Genomic DNA, 16,437 nt, shown 5'->3' with positions numbered 1-16,437 from the left:
CTTTGCCGGTGATACGCCTCGCCGCGTTTCACTGCTTATAACAATGCAAGTCAACCGATGATCAAGCGGGTGAGCCATGGAACTACGAATAAACCAGAAGACCTATCAGGTCGATGCCGACGCCGATACACCCTTGCTGTGGGTGATCCGCGATGATCTGGGCATGACCGGCACCAAGTACGGCTGCGGACTGGCGCAATGCGGCGCCTGCTCGGTGCTGGTGGACGGCAATGTGGTGCGTTCGTGCGTCACGCCGGTGGCCGGTGTGGTCGGCCGGGAGGTCACCACCATTGAGGCCATCGAGGCGGATGAAGTGGGCAAGCGGGTCGTCTCCACGTGGGTCGATCTTCAGGTCGCCCAATGCGGTTACTGCCAGTCCGGACAGGTGATGGCAGCCACGGCACTGCTCAAACAAAACCCCAACCCGAGCGATGCGCAGATCGAGGCCGCCATGGTCAATCTGTGCCGCTGCGGTACTTACAACGCCATTCATGCGGCGATGCATGAGCTTGCCGGTAAGGGAGGCGTGTGATGAACGTACGTATCGACCCTTCCCAAGAGATCTCGACATTCCCTCTGCACGATCCGGTCAATGTCTCGCGCAGACGTTTTCTGACCGGCACCGCCGTGGGCGCACTGGTCCTCGGCTTCGGCCTGCCGCTGGGTTCGACACGCGTGCAAGCGGCGGCGGCGACTACCGAACGTGGCACGCAGGTGCCGGCGTTTCTGGAGATCCGCCCGGACAACCGGGTGCGTCTGCTGTGCCCGTTCATGGAAGGCGGGCAAGGTACGTTCACCGCAATGGCGCAGATCGTCGGTGAAGAGCTGGATGCCGACCCGGCGACCTTCCTCGTCGAAGCCGCTCCACCCGGCGAGGCTTTTGTGGTCATGGAGAACGGCATGCGTGTCACCGGCGGCAGCATGTCGGTACGCATGAGTTACCCGGTCATGCGTCGCCTCGGCGCACTTGCCCGCGCCATGCTGTTGCAGGCGGGCGCAGTAAAACTTGGGGTGCCGGTCGGCGAACTGACCACCGAACCTGGCAAAGTGGTGCATGCCGCGTCGGGCCGCTCGCTGGCGTACGGTGAATTGGCCGAGCGTGCGATGGATCTGCCGGTTCCCGATCCTGCCTCCGTGCAACTACGGGATCCGAGCCAGTTCCGCTGGATCGGCAAACCGGTCAAGCGCCTCGATGCCTATGACAAGTCCACTGGCAAGGCGCTCTACAGCATCGATCTGAAGGTCGACGACATGCTGCACGCCGCCGTTCAGCATGCCCCACGCCTGGGCATGACGGTGGGTAATCTACGCAACGAAGCTCAGGTCAAGGCGATGAAAGGCGTTCATTCCGTGCATCGTCTGCCGGGTGCCGTGGCAGTGGTCGCCGAGCGTTGGTGGCACGCAAAACGTGCGGTGGAAGCGATTCAGGTCGACTGGCAAGAGCCAACGGCCGACAGCAAAGTGCGGCCAATGCCCGCAGACTTTTCCAGTGATGACTGGCTCAAGCGACTCGCTGAAGATAAGAGTCCTGCCAGGGATGACGAAAATGAAGGCAACGTTGCGTCGGTTCTTGCTGATGCCAAGACTCGAATCGACGCCACTTACCACAACCAGTACCTGAACCACGGGCAGTTGGAACCGCCTTCTGCGCTGGCCAGATTCAATCCGGACGGTTCGCTGGAGGTCTGGCTGCCTAATCAGGCGCCGGACATGTTCCGTGCGGACATCGCCAAACGCACGGGTCTGGATCCGTCTCGCATCACATTGCATTCGCCACTGCTGGGTGGATTTTTCGGTCGGCACTTCCTGTACGACTCGGCCAGCCCCTATCCGCAGGCGATCGAGCTGTCCAAGGCAGTTGGCCGCCCGGTCAAGCTGATCTGGAGTCGGGAGGAGGAGTTCCTGCGTGACGTGCTCCGCCCCGTTGCTGCGGTGAATTTCCGGGCCGCTCTGGATAACGATGGCTGGCCGCTGGCAATCGAAGCGATCAGTGCCACTGAAGGGCCCTCCGAAGCCATCGCCGGCAAACAGGGTGAAAAACTCGACCCCACAGCGCTTGAAGGGTTGTCGGGCAAGTCCTATGCGATAGCCAACAAGCGGATCGCACAGATCTATGTCAAAGGTCCGGCGATGTTGGGTTACTGGCGTTCGGTGGGCAATTCCCTCAACGACTTCTTCTATGAATCGTTCCTTGATGAGTTGGCCGACAAGGGCGCCAAGGACCCGTTCGAACTGCGCCTGCATTTGCTGCGTGACAACAAGCGACTGACCACTCTGTTGCAGGCGGTGGGTGAGCTGTCGGGAGGCTGGAAGCGCGGGCCGTTTACTGCCGAGGACGGCACCCGACGTGCGCGAGGCGTGGCGATGGCTTCACCGTTCGGTACAGAAACGGCCGTGATCGCCGAGGTGTCCATCGAGAACGGACAGGTCAAGGTGCACGACATCTGGCAGGCAATTGACCCCGGCAGCATCGTCAATCCCGCGATTGTCGAGGCTCAAGTCAATGGCGCCGTGGCGCTGGGATTGTCTCAGACGCTGGTCGAGGAGGCAGTCTGGATTGACGGCAAGCCTCGGGCTCGCAACTACGACTTGTATCCGATCCTGCCGCCTGCGCGGATGGCACGGGTACACGTTCGTGTCGTCGAGAGTGGGGAAAAAATGGGCGGCATCGGCGAACCGCCGTTGCCCGCCGTCGCGCCGGCCGTCGCCAATGCGGTGGCGACGCTGACGGGACAACGGGTTCGCAGCCTACCCATGAGCCGACACACCTTCACTTGATCAGCGCCGGAGCGTCCATGAATAACAGCCGATTCGTTAGAACCGCAGGCTGGCTGGCGGTGCCGTGCCTGGTCGCGGCAGGCCTGCTGGCCTGGTATGTGACCCGCGAGCCCGCCTCGCCTCTTCAAAGCCAACAGATCACTGTGGCCAACATCGACCCGGCGCTGGTGGCTCGTGGCGAATATGTCGCCAGGCTCAGCGACTGCGTGGCTTGCCACAGCGTGCCGGGCGGACCACCGTTCGCCGGCGGCCTGGAAATGGCCACACCGCTGGGAGCGATCCACGCGACCAATATCACACCGGACACAGAAACAGGCATCGGCCATTACAGCCTGGCGGACTTCGACCGTGCCGTGCGCCAGGGCGTGGCACCCGACAGTCGCCGTCTGTATCCGGCGATGCCCTACCCGTCTTACGCCAAGCTCAGTGACGACGATGTGCGTGCGCTGTACGCGTTCTTCATGAAAGGCGTGACGCCGGTCAAACAGGCGAACATCCAGAGTTCAATTCCCTGGCCGCTGAACCTGCGCTGGCCTATTGCAGTGTGGAACGGTGTGTTTGTCGACGCCGAGCCCTACGTGACCAAACCGTCGCAGGATGAGCTGTGGAACCGCGGCGCTTACCTCGTTCAGGGCGCAGGACACTGCGGCAGTTGTCATACGCCGCGCGGTCTGGCGTTCAACGAAAAAGCACTCGATGAATCCGGTACGCCGTTCCTCGCGGGGGCTTTGCTGGATGGCTGGTACGCGCCGAGTCTGCGTGATGATCACAACACGGGCCTGGCCCGATGGAGCGAGCCCGAAATCGTGCAATTCCTCAAGACCGGTCGCAACAAACACGCGGTGGTCTACGGCTCTATGACCGAGGCGTTCAACAACTCCACGCAGTTCATGACTGATGAAGATCTGACGGCCATTGCCCGCTATCTCAAGTCGTTGCCCGGGGACCGCCAACGCGACGGAGAGCCATGGCAGTACCAAGAGGTTTCGGCAGCGACGCGTCCGGACTCACCGGGTGTCCACACCTACGTGACGAGTTGTGCCTCGTGCCACGGCCTGGACGGCAAGGGCCAGCCTGAATGGATGCCGCCGCTGGCGGGCGCGACCTCTGCACTGTCCAAAGAGAGCGCCTCGGCGATCAACATCACCCTCAATGGTGCGCAGCGTGTGGTCGCTGCCGGTGTGCCGGACGCCTATCGCATGCCCGCATTTCGTGAACAGTTGTCGGATCAGCAGATTGCCGAAGTCCTGACATTCATGCGCAGCAGCTGGGGCAATCAGGGCAGCGCTGTTGATGCACAGGCGGTGAGCAAGCTGCGTGAACACACCGATCCGGCCAGCAGCAGCCCGATCATTCTGCATATGCGCTAAATGAAATCTTGAGAGCCCTTCGAACGCTAATCAAAAGCACCGTTAAGCACCTCGTAAATCAAGCCGGTAGCAATGGCAACCAGTATCAAGTCCGTACCCGCCTGCTGCCATTCATAACCGTCGTAATGGGGAAGCCTGCCCAGTAACCGACCGTCCAGTTTCTTGGCGATGCCTGGAGGGAGCGGCTTCCCTCTGGCCAGGTTCTTCTGTATTCCCGGTGGTAGCGAGGGACCAGGATTCCAGTAGTTCGGGTAGCCATTGAGTACCCCCAAGACTCCGCCACGATCGATAACAGGCGCACGCCCCCAATTGTCCGAGCTGGAACCTTTGCCTTTACCTCCCTGATTGCCGTGTGCCTGATTGTTCTGGGGCCCGCCCTTTCCGTTCCCTTGACCTTTGCCGTTGCCGTTGCCGTTGCCTGGATCAGCCAGCGCCATCACTGAGCCCACAGCCAAAGCAAAACAAGTAACAGACGCTACGAGAAATCGAGTTTTAAACATGACGTCCTCTCAGAAAGGGAATGCTTATAGGAATGTAGACGGTATTCCAGGTTTTAGTGCTCAAGACGAGGGGCGACGCATCAGCCGATACGCTGCCGGAATCACAAACAACGACAGCAACGGCGCCGTGATCATGCCGCCAACCATGGGCGCGGCGATGCGGCTCATGACTTCGCTGCCGGTGCCGCTACCCAAAAGGATCGGTAGCAGACCGGCGATGATCACCGCCACGGTCATGGCCTTGGGTCGGACGCGTTGCACAGCGCCTTCACAAATCGCCGCCATCAGTCCGCGTTCAGTGTTGTCGCCGAGGCGTTCACGCTCGGCCCAGGCGTTCTTCAGATAGAGCAACATGATCACGCCAAATTCGGCGGAAACACCGGCCAGAGCGATAAAACCAACGCCGGTGGCGACCGACAGGTTGTAGCCCAACAGATAGAGGAACCATGCTCCGCCAGTCAGTGCGAACGGCAGCGTGGCCATGATCAGTAGGGCCTCATCGAACCGCGAAAACGTCAGATAGAGCAGCACAAAGATAATCAGCAGCGTGGCGGGCACCACCAGTTTGAGGCGTGCGTTGGCTCTTTCGAGAAATTCGAACTGTCCCGAATAGCTCAGGCTCATGCCTGGCTGTAACTTGACCTGCTCGTTGACGACCCGGCGCAGGTCAGCGACCACCGAGGCAATGTCGCGGTCACGCACATCGATGTATACCCAGCCCGACGGCCGAGCATTCTCGCTTTTGAGCATCGGTGGTCCGTCGGTGACTTTGACTTTCGCCACTGTGCCAAGGGTGATCTGGCTACCCGACGGTGTATAAATCGGCAATTGCTCCAGGGCCGTGAGCGAGTCACGCCACTCTCGTGGATAACGCACGTTGATCGGGAAACGTGCGAGCCCTTCAATGGTCTCTCCGACGTTTTCACCACCGATAGCGCCCGCCACGATGGACTGCACATCGGCGATATTCAGTCCGTAGCGGCCAGCGGCCTTGCGGTCGATATCCACATCGATATAGCGCCCCCCCGTCAGTCGCTCGGCCAGCGCCGAACTGACACCGGGCACCCCCTTGGCCACACGCTCGACTGCCTGAGTCACGGCATCGATTTGCGTCAGGTGGGTGCCGGCAACTTTCACGCCGATGGGACTCTTGATGCCGGTGGCCAGCATGTCGATACGGTTGCGGATCGGCGGTATCCAGATATTGGTCAGCCCGGGGACCCGTACCACTCGGTCCAGTTCTTCGACCAACTTTGCCGGGGTCATGCCTGGACGCCATTGCTCATGCGGTTTGAACTGGATGGTGGTTTCGAACATCTCCAGCGGCGCAGGGTCGGTGGCGGTTTCAGCGCGCCCCGCTTTACCGAAGACGTGCTCGACTTCAGGCACGGTCTTGATCAGACGGTCAGTCTGTTGCAGCAGTTGCGCGGCTTTCTGCGCCGACAATCCCGGCAGAGCAGAAGGCATATAGAGCAGATCGCCCTCGTCCAGCGGTGGCAGAAACTCGCCGCCCAGGCGCGACAGTGGCCATAGGGTGCTGAGAAAAACCAATAGCGCCACCAGCAGAGTGACTTTGGGACGACGCAACACCGCATCCAGGGCTGGTTGATAGAGCCGAATCAACCAGCGGTTCAATGGGTTCTGATGCTCAGTAGGAATTCGCCCGCGAATCCAGTAGCCCATCAGCACGGGCACCAGGGTTACGGACAATCCCGCTGCTGCGGCCATGGCGTAAGTCTTGGTGAACGCCAATGGGCCGAACAATCGCCCTTCCTGCGCCTCCAGCGTGAACACCGGAATGAACGACAAGGTGATGATCAGCAAACAGAAAAACAGTGCCGGACCGACTTCTGCCGCCGCGTCGGTCACCACATGCCAGTGACGCTCCCCCTTCAACTCCTCTCCAGGATGGGCCGCGTGCCAAGCCTCGATCTTCTTGTGCGCGTTCTCGATCATCACCACGGCAGCATCGACCATGGCGCCAATGGCGATGGCAATCCCGCCCAAGGACATGATGTTGGCGTTGATCCCCTGGTAACGCATGACGATGAAGGCAATCAAGACACCCACAGGCAGGGAGATGATCGCCACCAGGGATGAGCGCAAATGCCAGAGGAAGATCCCGCAGACCAATGCGACGACGATGAACTCTTCAATCAGTTTGTGGCTGAGATTTTTCACCGCGCGGTCGATCAGTTTGCTGCGGTCGTAGGTGGCGACGATTTCCACACCCGCCGGCAAACTGCTTTTCAGTTCATCGAGCTTGGCCTTGACCGCAGCAATGGTCTCGCGCGCATTCTTGCCGCTGCGCAGAATCACCACGCCGCCGACGGTCTCGCCTTCGCCGTCGAGTTCAGTAATGCCACGCCGCATTTCCGGTCCCAACTGGATCGTGGCGACATCACCCAGGGTCACCGGCACACCGCCCGCTGCCAACTTGAGCGGGATCGAGCGGAAGTCATTGAGCGTCTTCAGGTAGCCGGAAGCCCGCACGATGAACTCGGTCTCGGCCATCTCCAGCACCGCGCCACCGGTTTCCTGATTGGCCTTGCCGATAGCCTCGGTTACCTGTGCCTGAGTGATGCCGAGGCTGGCCATTTTCAGCGGATCCAGTTGCACCTGATATTGCTTGACCATGCCACCCACAGTGGCCACTTCCGCTACGTTGGGTAGAGTCTTGAGTTCGAACTTGAGGAACCAGTCTTGAAGGGCGCGCAACTGCGCCAGGTCATGTCCACCGCTGCGATCCACCAGTGCGTATTGATAGATCCAGCCTACTCCCGTCGCGTCCGGCCCCAACGCCGGTTTGGCGCTGGCCGGCAATCGACTTTGTATTTGGCTCAAGTATTCCAGCACCCGCGAGCGCGCCCAGTACAGGTCAGTCCCGTCTTCGAACAGCACATAAACGAAGCTGTCGCCGAAGAAGGAATAACCACGCACGGTCTTGGCGCCCGGCACCGAGAGCATGGTGGTGGCCAACGGATAGGTCACCTGATTCTCGACAATCTGCGGCGCTTGTCCGGCATAAGGGGTGCGGATAATCACCTGCACATCGGAGAGGTCGGGTAGCGCATCAATCGGCGTGCTTTGTACCGACCAGATGCCCCACGCCGTGACGAACAGCGTCGCCAGCAGCACCAACAATCGGTTGGCCACCGACCAACGAATCAGTGCGGCGATCATGGCTGGCTCCCGGATTGTTCCAGGCGTTCGGCACGCACGCCATCGTCGGTCTCATCCTCTGAACGGGCAACTATGCCCTTGAGACTCGCCTCAGAGTCGAGCAGGAACTGGCCAGACGTAACCACCTTCTGGCCTTCTTCCAGACCTTTCACTATCACCGTCTTTCCATCGCTCTCCGGCCCGAGTTGCACCTCGACGGGACGGTAGCGGCCGGCATCTTCGGCGAGCATCACCAAGGCACGTCGGCCAGTGCGGATAACGGCCTCGCTCGGCACCCACAACACACGTTGCCCAGTGGAGCGGTTCAGGCGTACCTGCGCCGTCAAGCCCGGCCTGAGGCGCCCGTCCGCATTGGGCAGTTCCACACGCGCACGCAGGGTGCGGCTGTCCGGATTGGTCTCGGGCAAAATCGCGCTGACCTTGCCACTGAGCGTTGTCCCCGGGAAGGCTGGCAGTCGCGCTTCAACCGCCTGCCCCACGGTGATTGATCCGGCGTCCGACTCCGCAATAGCCACGGCTAACCAGACGCTACTCAAGCCATTGACGCGCGCAAGAGTATCGCCAGTCGCCACGGTCATACCGGCGCGAACGTTCAACTCTTGCAGAACACCGGCAATGGGGCTGGTGAGCGTCAGGTACGGCTGAACCTTACCGCCCCGCTCCACCTGAGCAATCAGTGCTGCCGGCATACCTGTCAGCCGCAGGCGCTGACGGGCAGCAACCAACAACTCAGCATCCCCGCTGCGCTTGAGGGCAAGGAACTCTGTTTGCGCAGCAGCCCACTCTGGCACCAGGATATCCGCCAACGCCGCATTGGCTTTGAGCACATCACCCGGGGCATGGGCATAGACCCGCTCCACGAAACCGCTGGTGCGCGCCTGAATCACCGCAACATCGCGCTCGTTGAATGCCAATACACCCGTCACATCGAGGCTGGAGTCGAAGGTTCCACGGGTGACTGTTGCAACACGCAGACCGAGATTCTGGGTGAGACCTGGATCGATGGTGACGGCCGCACTGTCCCCCGCTGCGCTGGCGTATTGGGGGACCAATTGCATGTCCATGAACGGGGATTTACCCGGCTTATCGAACTTTTGTTGCGGGTACATGGGGTCGTACCAATACAGCGCTTTGCGCTCAGCGGGTGAACTAGCGCTCTGCGGCGAGGCGGTATCGGTGACTTCGTCCATGCGCTGCTGAGCGAACCAGTAACCACCCGCTACACCCAATGCCAGCGAGATGGCGATCAACAAGGCTGCGTTGCCTTTTTCAAGGGTCATTGGCTGGGTTCCCCATAAGCAAAATACAGACGAGCACTGCTCAGCGCTCGTTGCTCTTCTACGTCGATCTGTTTGAGACGGGCCTCGATGAGTTCACGTCGAGCGGCAACCACGGCGCTCAAATCGCCTTTGCCGGCGCGGTAGCTGGCCAGGCTGAGGTCGACCTTTTCCCTGGCCAGCGGCAATAGGCTTTGCTGGTTTCTGCGCACGGCACGATTCAGGCGCTCATAGTCAGCCAGTTCGTTCTCCAGTTGCTGTGTGTGCTCGCGCGACAGCGCTTCGCGCTCCGCCTCAAGCTGGCTGAGTTCAGACTGTTTAGCGGCGATTTTGGGATTCTGGCGAGAGTCAGGAAACAACGGCAGATCCCAGGAAAACTGCACGCTGACCATGTCGCCAAACTCACGACCACGGCGCTGGTAATCCACTTCCCAGCTCCAGTCCGACTGCTTCTCAGATACTGCTTCGCGAACCTTGGCTTGGGCTTCGCGGGTCATCGGCGCAAATGCTGCCAGCTCGGGATGACGTTGCAGCTTGTGGGAGTAACTTGAGGTATCGACGGGCCAGTCAGGCAAGCTGCCCACCGGTTTGTCGTTGCCGGCGGAGCCAATCCAGCGTTTGAGGGCCGCTCGGGCCTTTGCTCTCTGGACAATCAGCTCGTCCTGCTGCTCCGCCAACTGAGCCGCTTCCTGTTTGGGCGTCACCGCGTCGGCGGGCTGAGCGCGGCCACCGGCAATCTGGGCCCGGACGGTATCGGTCAGCAGGCGGTTTTCTTTGTAGAAGTCCTGGAACAGCACATCTTTGCGCTCAACCGAGTAGCTGTTGATCCAAGCCAACGCCGTGGACTGGCGCACCTTCAGGCGTTCGACTTGCCGCTGCGCAGCGGTGCGATCAATGGCCGCATCGGCCACTTCAATGCGTGCTTTGCGCTTGTCGCTGTTGGGCATCTCTTGCCTGAACCCGACCATTTGCATGGTCATGAAGTCCTGATCGATGCTCCAGCGATCCGGGCCGCCAATGGGAAAGTTCTGCACCCCCAGCAGTAGCTTGGGATCGGGGAGTTCACCGGCGGGAATAGCTGCACTGCTGGCAGCCTGAATCCTGGCGTCTTGTGCGGCCAGCGACGGCGCATTGTGTTCGGCCAGCCGCAACGCTTCATCGAGTGTCAATGCGCCAGCCAAGCTCGGCAATGCCAGCACGCTTACCACCAGACCGGCCACGAGGGCCCAGCCTGTGCAATAGCACTTGGAGTTCATGTTTGCGATTCCTGTAATCATCCACTGCACGCGCCAAAAGACACGCGCGCAGCTAGTCAATCCCGTTACTGCGGAATGAGGCTCAATGTGGGACAGGAATCAAACGCGAGGCGGTCGCCATACCCCGGACGGGGTCTGTACGGGTAGGGAATCGCTGAAGAAGGAAAGCACTACGGGGCTGAACAAGGTGACAGGAGGCTTGAGGATCGAGACTTGCAGCATGCCGCCGGTCTTGCATTCCTGGCCCGGCTTACAAGGTTTGCCGTGCTCGGAAGGGCTTTTCATATCGTTGCAGCAGTCCATCTCCATGTCGCCCGTCATCGCCATGCCCGTCGCTTTCATTGGGCAAGGTTCTGTCGGTGCCTGAACGCTCGCCATCCCGCTGAGGGGAAGCGCCAGGCTGAGCATGAAGATGAGGCAAAACCGCAGATAGCGTTTCATGGGCTGGAGTGTAGTCGCTGAAAATGGCTCTTACAATTGGACGCACGGCATAAACAATCTGCCGGCAGGCCTGACCCAGGCGATATCACCTAACCTGAATTAAGCCAGTATTACCGGCATCAGGTAAGCCACAACACCACAATCAGAATGAACAGGTGAAACTGACAAAACCGTAATCTTCGGCTCAGCCTTCTGAAAGGTTGCACTGCTTAACCTCGTCATCAAACCTGGCTGTATCTCCTGCTTGCTCTGTTATCCGACTGACTAGGAACAAAGCGCCATGCAACCTGAAACAACAAGACGAACCTTTGTGAAGGGAATCGCCGCCGCCGGGATTCTCGGTGGCCTGGGCCTATGGCGCACACCTGCCTGGGCGATCACCAGTCCCGGCGAGCCGAATGTCCTGGCGGGGACTGATTTCGACCTGTTCATCGGCGAAACCCCGGTCAACATCACCGGCAACCCGCGCACCGCGATGACCATCAACGGCGGCATTCCCGGCCCTTTGCTGCGCTGGCGCGAGGGCGACACGGTGACGTTGCGGGTGAGGAACAAACTCAATGCCGACACGTCCATTCACTGGCACGGCATTCTGCTGCCGGCCAACATGGACGGCGTGCCGGGCCTGAGCTTTCATGGCATTGAACCGGGCGGGATGTATGTCTATCAATTCAAGGTCCGGCAGAACGGCACTTACTGGTATCACAGTCATTCGGGGCTTCAGGAACAGTCCGGCGTTTACGGCCCGTTGGTGATCGATGCCAAGGAGCCAGAGCCGTTCGAGTACGACCGCGATTACGTGGTGATGCTGACCGACTGGACCGACGAAGACGCGGCCGGCCTCATGAAGACGTTGAAAAAACAGTCGGATTACTACAACTACAACAAGCGCACCGTGGGCGATTTCATCCACGACGTCAGTGAAAAAGGTTGGGGTTCCACGGTCGCAGATCGAAAGATGTGGGCTGAAATGAAGATGAACCCCACGGACCTGGCCGACGTCAGCGGCGCGACTTACACCTACTTGATGAACGGCCAGGCGCCTGACATGAACTGGACGGGGGTATTCCGCCCCGGCGAAAAACTGCGCCTGCGCTTTATCAACGGCTCGGCCATGACCTACTTCGACGTACGCATTCCCGGTCTGAAAATGACGGTGGTCGCCGCCGACGGTCTGCACGTCAAACCGGTGAGCGTCGACGAGTTTCGCATCGCGGTGGCAGAGACGTTCGATGTGATTGTCGAGCCGACCCAGGATGCCTACACCTTGTTCGCCCAGTCTATGGATCGCACGGGCTATGCCTGTGGCACGCTGGCGGTGAAGACGGGGGTGTCCGCGCCGATACCAGCGCTGGACCCAAGGCCGCTGGTGACCATGGATGACATGGGTATGGGCGGCATGGATCACGGCGCTATGGGCGGTGACATGGCAGGCATGGATCACAGCGCCATGGCTGGAATGGGCGACATGCAGTCCCATCCCGCGACGGAAAGCAACAATCCGCTGGTGGACATGCAGGCCATGACCACCTCCCCCAAACTCAATGACCCTGGCCTCGGCCTGCGTGACAACGGTCGTCGCGTCCTGACTTATTCCGACCTGCGCAGCACCTTCGAAGACCCGGACGGCCGCGACCCCGGCCGCACCATCGAACTGCACCTCACGGGCCACATGGAAAAGTTCGCCTGGTCATTCAACGGCGTGAAGTTCTCCGATGCCGAACCGCTGCGCCTCAAGTACGGCGAGCGAATCCGGATTGTGCTGGTCAACGACACGATGATGACTCACCCCATCCATCTGCACGGCATGTGGAGCGATCTCGAGGACGAAAACGGCCAGTTCATGGTGCGCAAACACACCATCGACATGCCGCCCGGCTCCCGGCGCAGTTATCGCGTAACCGCCGACGCACTCGGCCGCTGGGCCTATCACTGCCACCTCCTGTATCACATGGAAATGGGCATGTTCCGTGAAGTTCGCGTAGAAGAATGAGGCGCTACCCATGATCAGGATTACTCCAGTTTCTTTAGCGCTCGTGACCGCGAGCCTGACACTTTCCTCGGCGATGGCGGCCACGGACGGCATGCAGAACATGGATCATGGCCAGATGCAGGGCATGGACCATAGCCAGATGCAGGGCATGGACCATAGCCAGATGCAGGGCATGGACCACAGCCAGATGCAAAGCATGGACGACGGCCAAATGCAGCCCTCTGCGCCGACCGAAAGTCGCACGCCGATTCCGGCACTGACCGATGCCGATCGCGCCGCGGTGTTTGTCAGTCCGGGTGGGCATAAGGTGCACGACGCCGCGCTCAACACGTTCTTTCTTGCAGAGAAACTTGAATGGCAGGACGCCGATGACGGCAGCGCCCTGGCCTGGGATCTCTCCGGCTGGATCGGCGGCGATATCGACCGATTGTGGCTGCGTTCCGAAGGCGAACGCACCAACGGCAAGACCGAAGATGCGGAAGTCCAGGCCCTGTGGGGCCACGCCATCTCCCCGTGGTGGGACGTGGTGACCGGCGTTCGCCAGGATTTCAAACCCGGCGCCCCGCAAACCTGGGCGGCGTTTGGCGTGCAAGGCATGGCGCTGTACAACTTTGAAGCCGAGGCCACGGCGTTTATCGGCGAAGGTGGCCAAGCCGCCGCACGACTGGAAGGCGACTACGACATCCTGCTGACCAATCGACTGATTTTGCAGCCAACCGCCGAACTTAATGTCTACAGCAAAAACGACCCGCAACGCGGCATCGGTTCTGGCCTGTCCAACACTGAAGCGGGCCTGCGCCTGCGTTATGAAATTCGTCGTGAGTTTGCGCCCTATATCGGTGTGACCTGGAACCGCACCTACGGCAAAACAGCTGATTATGCCAACGACGAAGGCGAGGATCGCAGCGAAGCACGTCTGGTCCTGGGTGTTCGGCTGTGGTTCTAAAACGCGTCAACTTAACAATCACAATAATTACCGCTAGACGCGGTCAGAGGTCTTGTATGCGCCCGATCAAAACCACCGTTGTTGCCATCGCACTTTCCACCGGGCTGCTGCTGAGCTCATTCGCTCAGGCGCACCCGAAACTGCTCTCCTCTACCCCGCAGGAAGGCGCGGACGGCGCGGCCCCCAGCAAGATCGAACTGCACTTTTCCGAAAATCTCGTGACCCAGTTCTCCGGCGCGAAACTGGTCATGACCGAAATGTCCGGCATGGCCCACGCCCCGATGCCCATGAAGGCCAAAGTCTCTGGCGGCAGCGACCCGAAAACCATGGTTATCACACCGCTCTCTCCTTTGCCCGCCGGCAGCTACAAAGTCGAATGGCGCGCGGTGTCATCGGACACTCACCCGATCACCGGCAACGTTACGTTCAAAGTGAAGTAATTGATGAGCGATTGGGCCAGCATTGCCCTGCGGTTCGGCTTGTACCTGGATTTGATGCTGCTCTTTGGCGTGGCGCTCTTCGGCTTGTACAGCCTTAAAGGACGAGAGCGGGTGTCGGGTGTCGTGTTGCCGTTTCGGTCCATGCTGGCGGGGACGACGGCGCTGGGTGTGCTGCTGTCTGTCGCCAGCATGGTGATGATGGCGAGCACCATGAGCGGCGAGTCGGACTTCGCCGAGTTGCGTCCGCATATTGAAATGATGGTCGTTGAGACGGACGTAGGGTTAGCCTGGGTCGTGCGGATCATCGCGTTGATCGTTGGCGGTTTAGCGGTGATGCCCAACCTGCGTGCGCCTGGCGTTAGCCTGGTGGTCGCCGCTATTGCGGGCGGGGTTGCCCTCGCCAGTCTGGCCTGGAATGGTCACGGGGCAATGGATGAAGGCAGTCGTCGTTTTTGGCATTTTGCAACGGACATCCTGCACCTGCTGGCGGCAGGAGCCTGGTTCGGCGCATTGGTCGCTTTTGCGCTGATGGCCAAACCCGACACGCTACAAACCGAGGAGCGCATCAGATTGCTCACTCGGGCCGTCGCCCGATTCGAATCAGTGGGCGCTTTGATCGTAGTTGTCATCACGGTCACAGGCGTCGTCAACTACCTGTTCATCGTCGGGCCAACACTCGATGACGTTGCCCTCAGCGCCTACGGGACGTTGCTGATCATCAAAGTGGGGTTGTTTGCCGGGATGCTGGTGCTGGCCGCACTGAACCGACTTCACCTTGGCCCGCTCTTGCAGCGGGCGTTGCGAGAGGGTGAGTATCGAGTGGCGGCGAATGCGTTAAGGCGCAGCGTGTTGGTCGAGCTGTCGACAGCGGTTTTGATTGTCGCACTAGTGGCTTGGTTAGGCACCCTGAGCCCCGACATGGAGACATCAATAAGCGCAGTAAAGGCTTCCACAACTTTTGACAATGATCTCTGCCTCGCTCAAACCCGGTAATACGACCGATACCACCGAACAAAAGCCTCCACCCCCACATCAACCGCCACTTGCGGGCTGAAGTCGATACACGCGCTGAGCGCCGAGACGTCCGCCCAGGTCTTGACCACATCGCCTTCTTGCAGCGGCAGATAATTGCGCTGGGCCTCGATGCCCAGCGCTTGCTCCAGGCACTCGACAAACGCCAGAAGCGCGACCGGACTGCCGCGTCCAATATTGAACAACCGATTGGCGCCGCGCCCTTCCGTGCCCTCCGGGGGCTTGCTCAGCAAGCGCCGAATGGACTCGACAATGTCGTCGATGTAAGTGAAATCCCGGGCCATTTGCCCTTCGTTATAGATATCGATGGGGCGCCCTTCGATCATCGCCTGGGTAAATTTGAACAGCGCCATGTCGGGCCGCCCCCAAGGCCCGTACACCGTGAAAAAACGTAGCCCGGTGGCGCGCAGTCCATAGAGATGGCAGTAGCTGTAAGCCAGCAATTCATTGGCGCGCTTGGTCGCGGCATAGAGCGAAACCGGCTGCTCGACCGGGTCGCCTTCGTGGAACGGCATTTTATGGTTGGCGCCGTACACCGAACTGCTAGACGCGTAGATCAGATGCTCCGGGGGGAACTGCCGACAGGCCTCAAGCACATTCAGAAAACCCACCAGATTCGATTGCCCGTAGACGTCCGGTTGGTCCAGTGAATACCTGACGCCAGCCTGCGCCGCCAGATGAACGACGCATTCAAAGCGATGCTGTTGGAACAGCGCCATCAGTGCAGGTTTGTCGACAATGTCCATTTCGTGAAATTCAAAGCCTGGTAAAGACTGTAATGCAGCGAGTCGTGCCTGTTTGAGCGTGACGTCATAGTACGCATTGAGGTTATCGATCCCGACAACTTCAATTCCGTCTTTAATCAAGCGTTTAACCGTGTGATAGCCAATAAACCCGGCAGCACCGGTCACGAGAATAGTCATGGCAATGCTTCCCCTTAGTACTTGGTTCGTGAGTGAATCAGCGATCAGAACAAACAGTGGCAATACTTTGACGCCACTAATCCACACATGCCGTACAGCAAATGACAACTACTGGAAGTTGTGAGGTATAGCAGAGTTGATATCAAGGATCCAAAACTTCATGCACACCGAAGAAATGTAACAGTTGGGTGATCTCACCCGTTAACGAGGAAGTCCATGTTTGTAATCAATTCGACATCATCCAAAACCCTAAAATCGGAAGGACCGCTGGCGATCAAAAAAGTTTTATATATTTTCA

Annotated in this window: 13 protein-coding genes; 7 read left to right on the top strand and 6 right to left on the bottom strand. The window is 59.7% G+C overall.

The window, feature by feature from the left end; translation table 11 throughout:
* Positions 1–76: 76 nt before the first annotated feature.
* From ACIQVE_RS08960 to ACIQVE_RS08950, 3 genes are read left to right on the top strand one after another with little or no spacing between them, the layout of a single operon-like run.
* A complete protein-coding gene (locus ACIQVE_RS08960) occupies positions 77–532 on the top strand; it encodes a (2Fe-2S)-binding protein (protein ID WP_402806919.1) in 456 nt (151 codons plus the stop codon).
* Complete coding sequence (locus tag ACIQVE_RS08955) at positions 532–2,778, top strand: molybdopterin cofactor-binding domain-containing protein (RefSeq protein WP_402806917.1); 2,247 nt, start codon at positions 532–534, stop codon at positions 2,776–2,778. Before ACIQVE_RS08960 ends, ACIQVE_RS08955 begins: the two co-directional genes overlap by 1 nt.
* A gap of 17 nt (positions 2,779–2,795) precedes the next feature.
* The gene (locus ACIQVE_RS08950; RefSeq protein ID WP_402806915.1) at positions 2,796–4,148 is read left to right on the top strand and encodes a c-type cytochrome; all 1,353 of its coding nucleotides are present in this window, start codon (positions 2,796–2,798) and stop codon (positions 4,146–4,148) included.
* 26 nt (positions 4,149–4,174) lie between these two features.
* Here the strand turns inward: ACIQVE_RS08950 and ACIQVE_RS08945 are convergent, their stop codons facing one another.
* From ACIQVE_RS08945 to ACIQVE_RS08925, 5 genes are all read right to left on the bottom strand, one after another.
* The gene (locus tag ACIQVE_RS08945; RefSeq protein ID WP_402806914.1) at positions 4,175–4,648 is read right to left on the bottom strand and encodes an anti-virulence regulator CigR family protein; all 474 of its coding nucleotides are present in this window, start codon (positions 4,646–4,648) and stop codon (positions 4,175–4,177) included.
* Positions 4,649–4,708: 60 nt separating this feature from the next.
* Positions 4,709–7,831 (bottom strand): efflux RND transporter permease subunit, encoded by a 3,123-nt coding sequence (locus ACIQVE_RS08940; protein WP_402806913.1) that lies wholly within the window; start codon positions 7,829–7,831, stop codon positions 4,709–4,711.
* The gene (locus tag ACIQVE_RS08935; RefSeq protein WP_402806910.1) at positions 7,828–9,111 is read right to left on the bottom strand and encodes an efflux RND transporter periplasmic adaptor subunit; all 1,284 of its coding nucleotides are present in this window, start codon (positions 9,109–9,111) and stop codon (positions 7,828–7,830) included. The genes ACIQVE_RS08940 and ACIQVE_RS08935 overlap by 4 nt, the downstream gene beginning before the upstream one ends.
* Positions 9,108–10,364: a TolC family protein gene (locus tag ACIQVE_RS08930; protein ID WP_402806908.1), complete on the bottom strand. Its 1,257-nt coding sequence runs from the start codon at positions 10,362–10,364 to the stop codon at positions 9,108–9,110. Before ACIQVE_RS08930 ends, ACIQVE_RS08935 begins: the two co-directional genes overlap by 4 nt.
* 99 nt (positions 10,365–10,463) lie before the next feature.
* A complete protein-coding gene (locus ACIQVE_RS08925; protein WP_402806906.1) occupies positions 10,464–10,805 on the bottom strand; it encodes a hypothetical protein in 342 nt (113 codons plus the stop codon).
* Positions 10,806–11,085: 280 nt separating this feature from the next.
* On the opposite strand from ACIQVE_RS08925, the gene ACIQVE_RS08920 reads away from it, so the two are divergent.
* From ACIQVE_RS08920 to copD, 4 genes are read left to right on the top strand one after another with little or no spacing between them, the layout of a single operon-like run.
* Positions 11,086–12,798: a copper resistance system multicopper oxidase gene (locus tag ACIQVE_RS08920; RefSeq protein WP_402806903.1), complete on the top strand. Its 1,713-nt coding sequence runs from the start codon at positions 11,086–11,088 to the stop codon at positions 12,796–12,798.
* 10 nt (positions 12,799–12,808) lie between these two features.
* Positions 12,809–13,744 (top strand): copper resistance protein B, encoded by a 936-nt coding sequence (locus ACIQVE_RS08915; protein ID WP_402806900.1) that lies wholly within the window; start codon positions 12,809–12,811, stop codon positions 13,742–13,744.
* 56 nt (positions 13,745–13,800) lie between these two features.
* Positions 13,801–14,184: a copper homeostasis periplasmic binding protein CopC gene (gene copC, locus ACIQVE_RS08910; RefSeq protein WP_115146694.1), complete on the top strand. Its 384-nt coding sequence runs from the start codon at positions 13,801–13,803 to the stop codon at positions 14,182–14,184.
* A 3-nt stretch (positions 14,185–14,187) separates the two neighbouring features.
* The gene (gene copD, locus ACIQVE_RS08905; RefSeq protein WP_402806895.1) at positions 14,188–15,177 is read left to right on the top strand and encodes a copper homeostasis membrane protein CopD; all 990 of its coding nucleotides are present in this window, start codon (positions 14,188–14,190) and stop codon (positions 15,175–15,177) included.
* Here copD and ACIQVE_RS08900 read toward each other — a convergent pair.
* Positions 15,165–16,139 (bottom strand): NAD-dependent epimerase/dehydratase family protein, encoded by a 975-nt coding sequence (locus tag ACIQVE_RS08900; RefSeq protein WP_402806892.1) that lies wholly within the window; start codon positions 16,137–16,139, stop codon positions 15,165–15,167. The two genes, copD and ACIQVE_RS08900, sit on opposite strands and share 13 nt — an antisense overlap.
* Positions 16,140–16,437: the final 298 nt, after the last annotated feature.

Origin of the sequence: Pseudomonas sp. NPDC098747 (assembly GCF_044760045.1) — a bacterium.
Lineage (GTDB): Bacteria > Pseudomonadota > Gammaproteobacteria > Pseudomonadales > Pseudomonadaceae > Aquipseudomonas.
The sequence above is the reverse complement of the archived record's forward strand: the minus strand, read 5'-3'. Positions and strand labels throughout refer to the sequence as shown.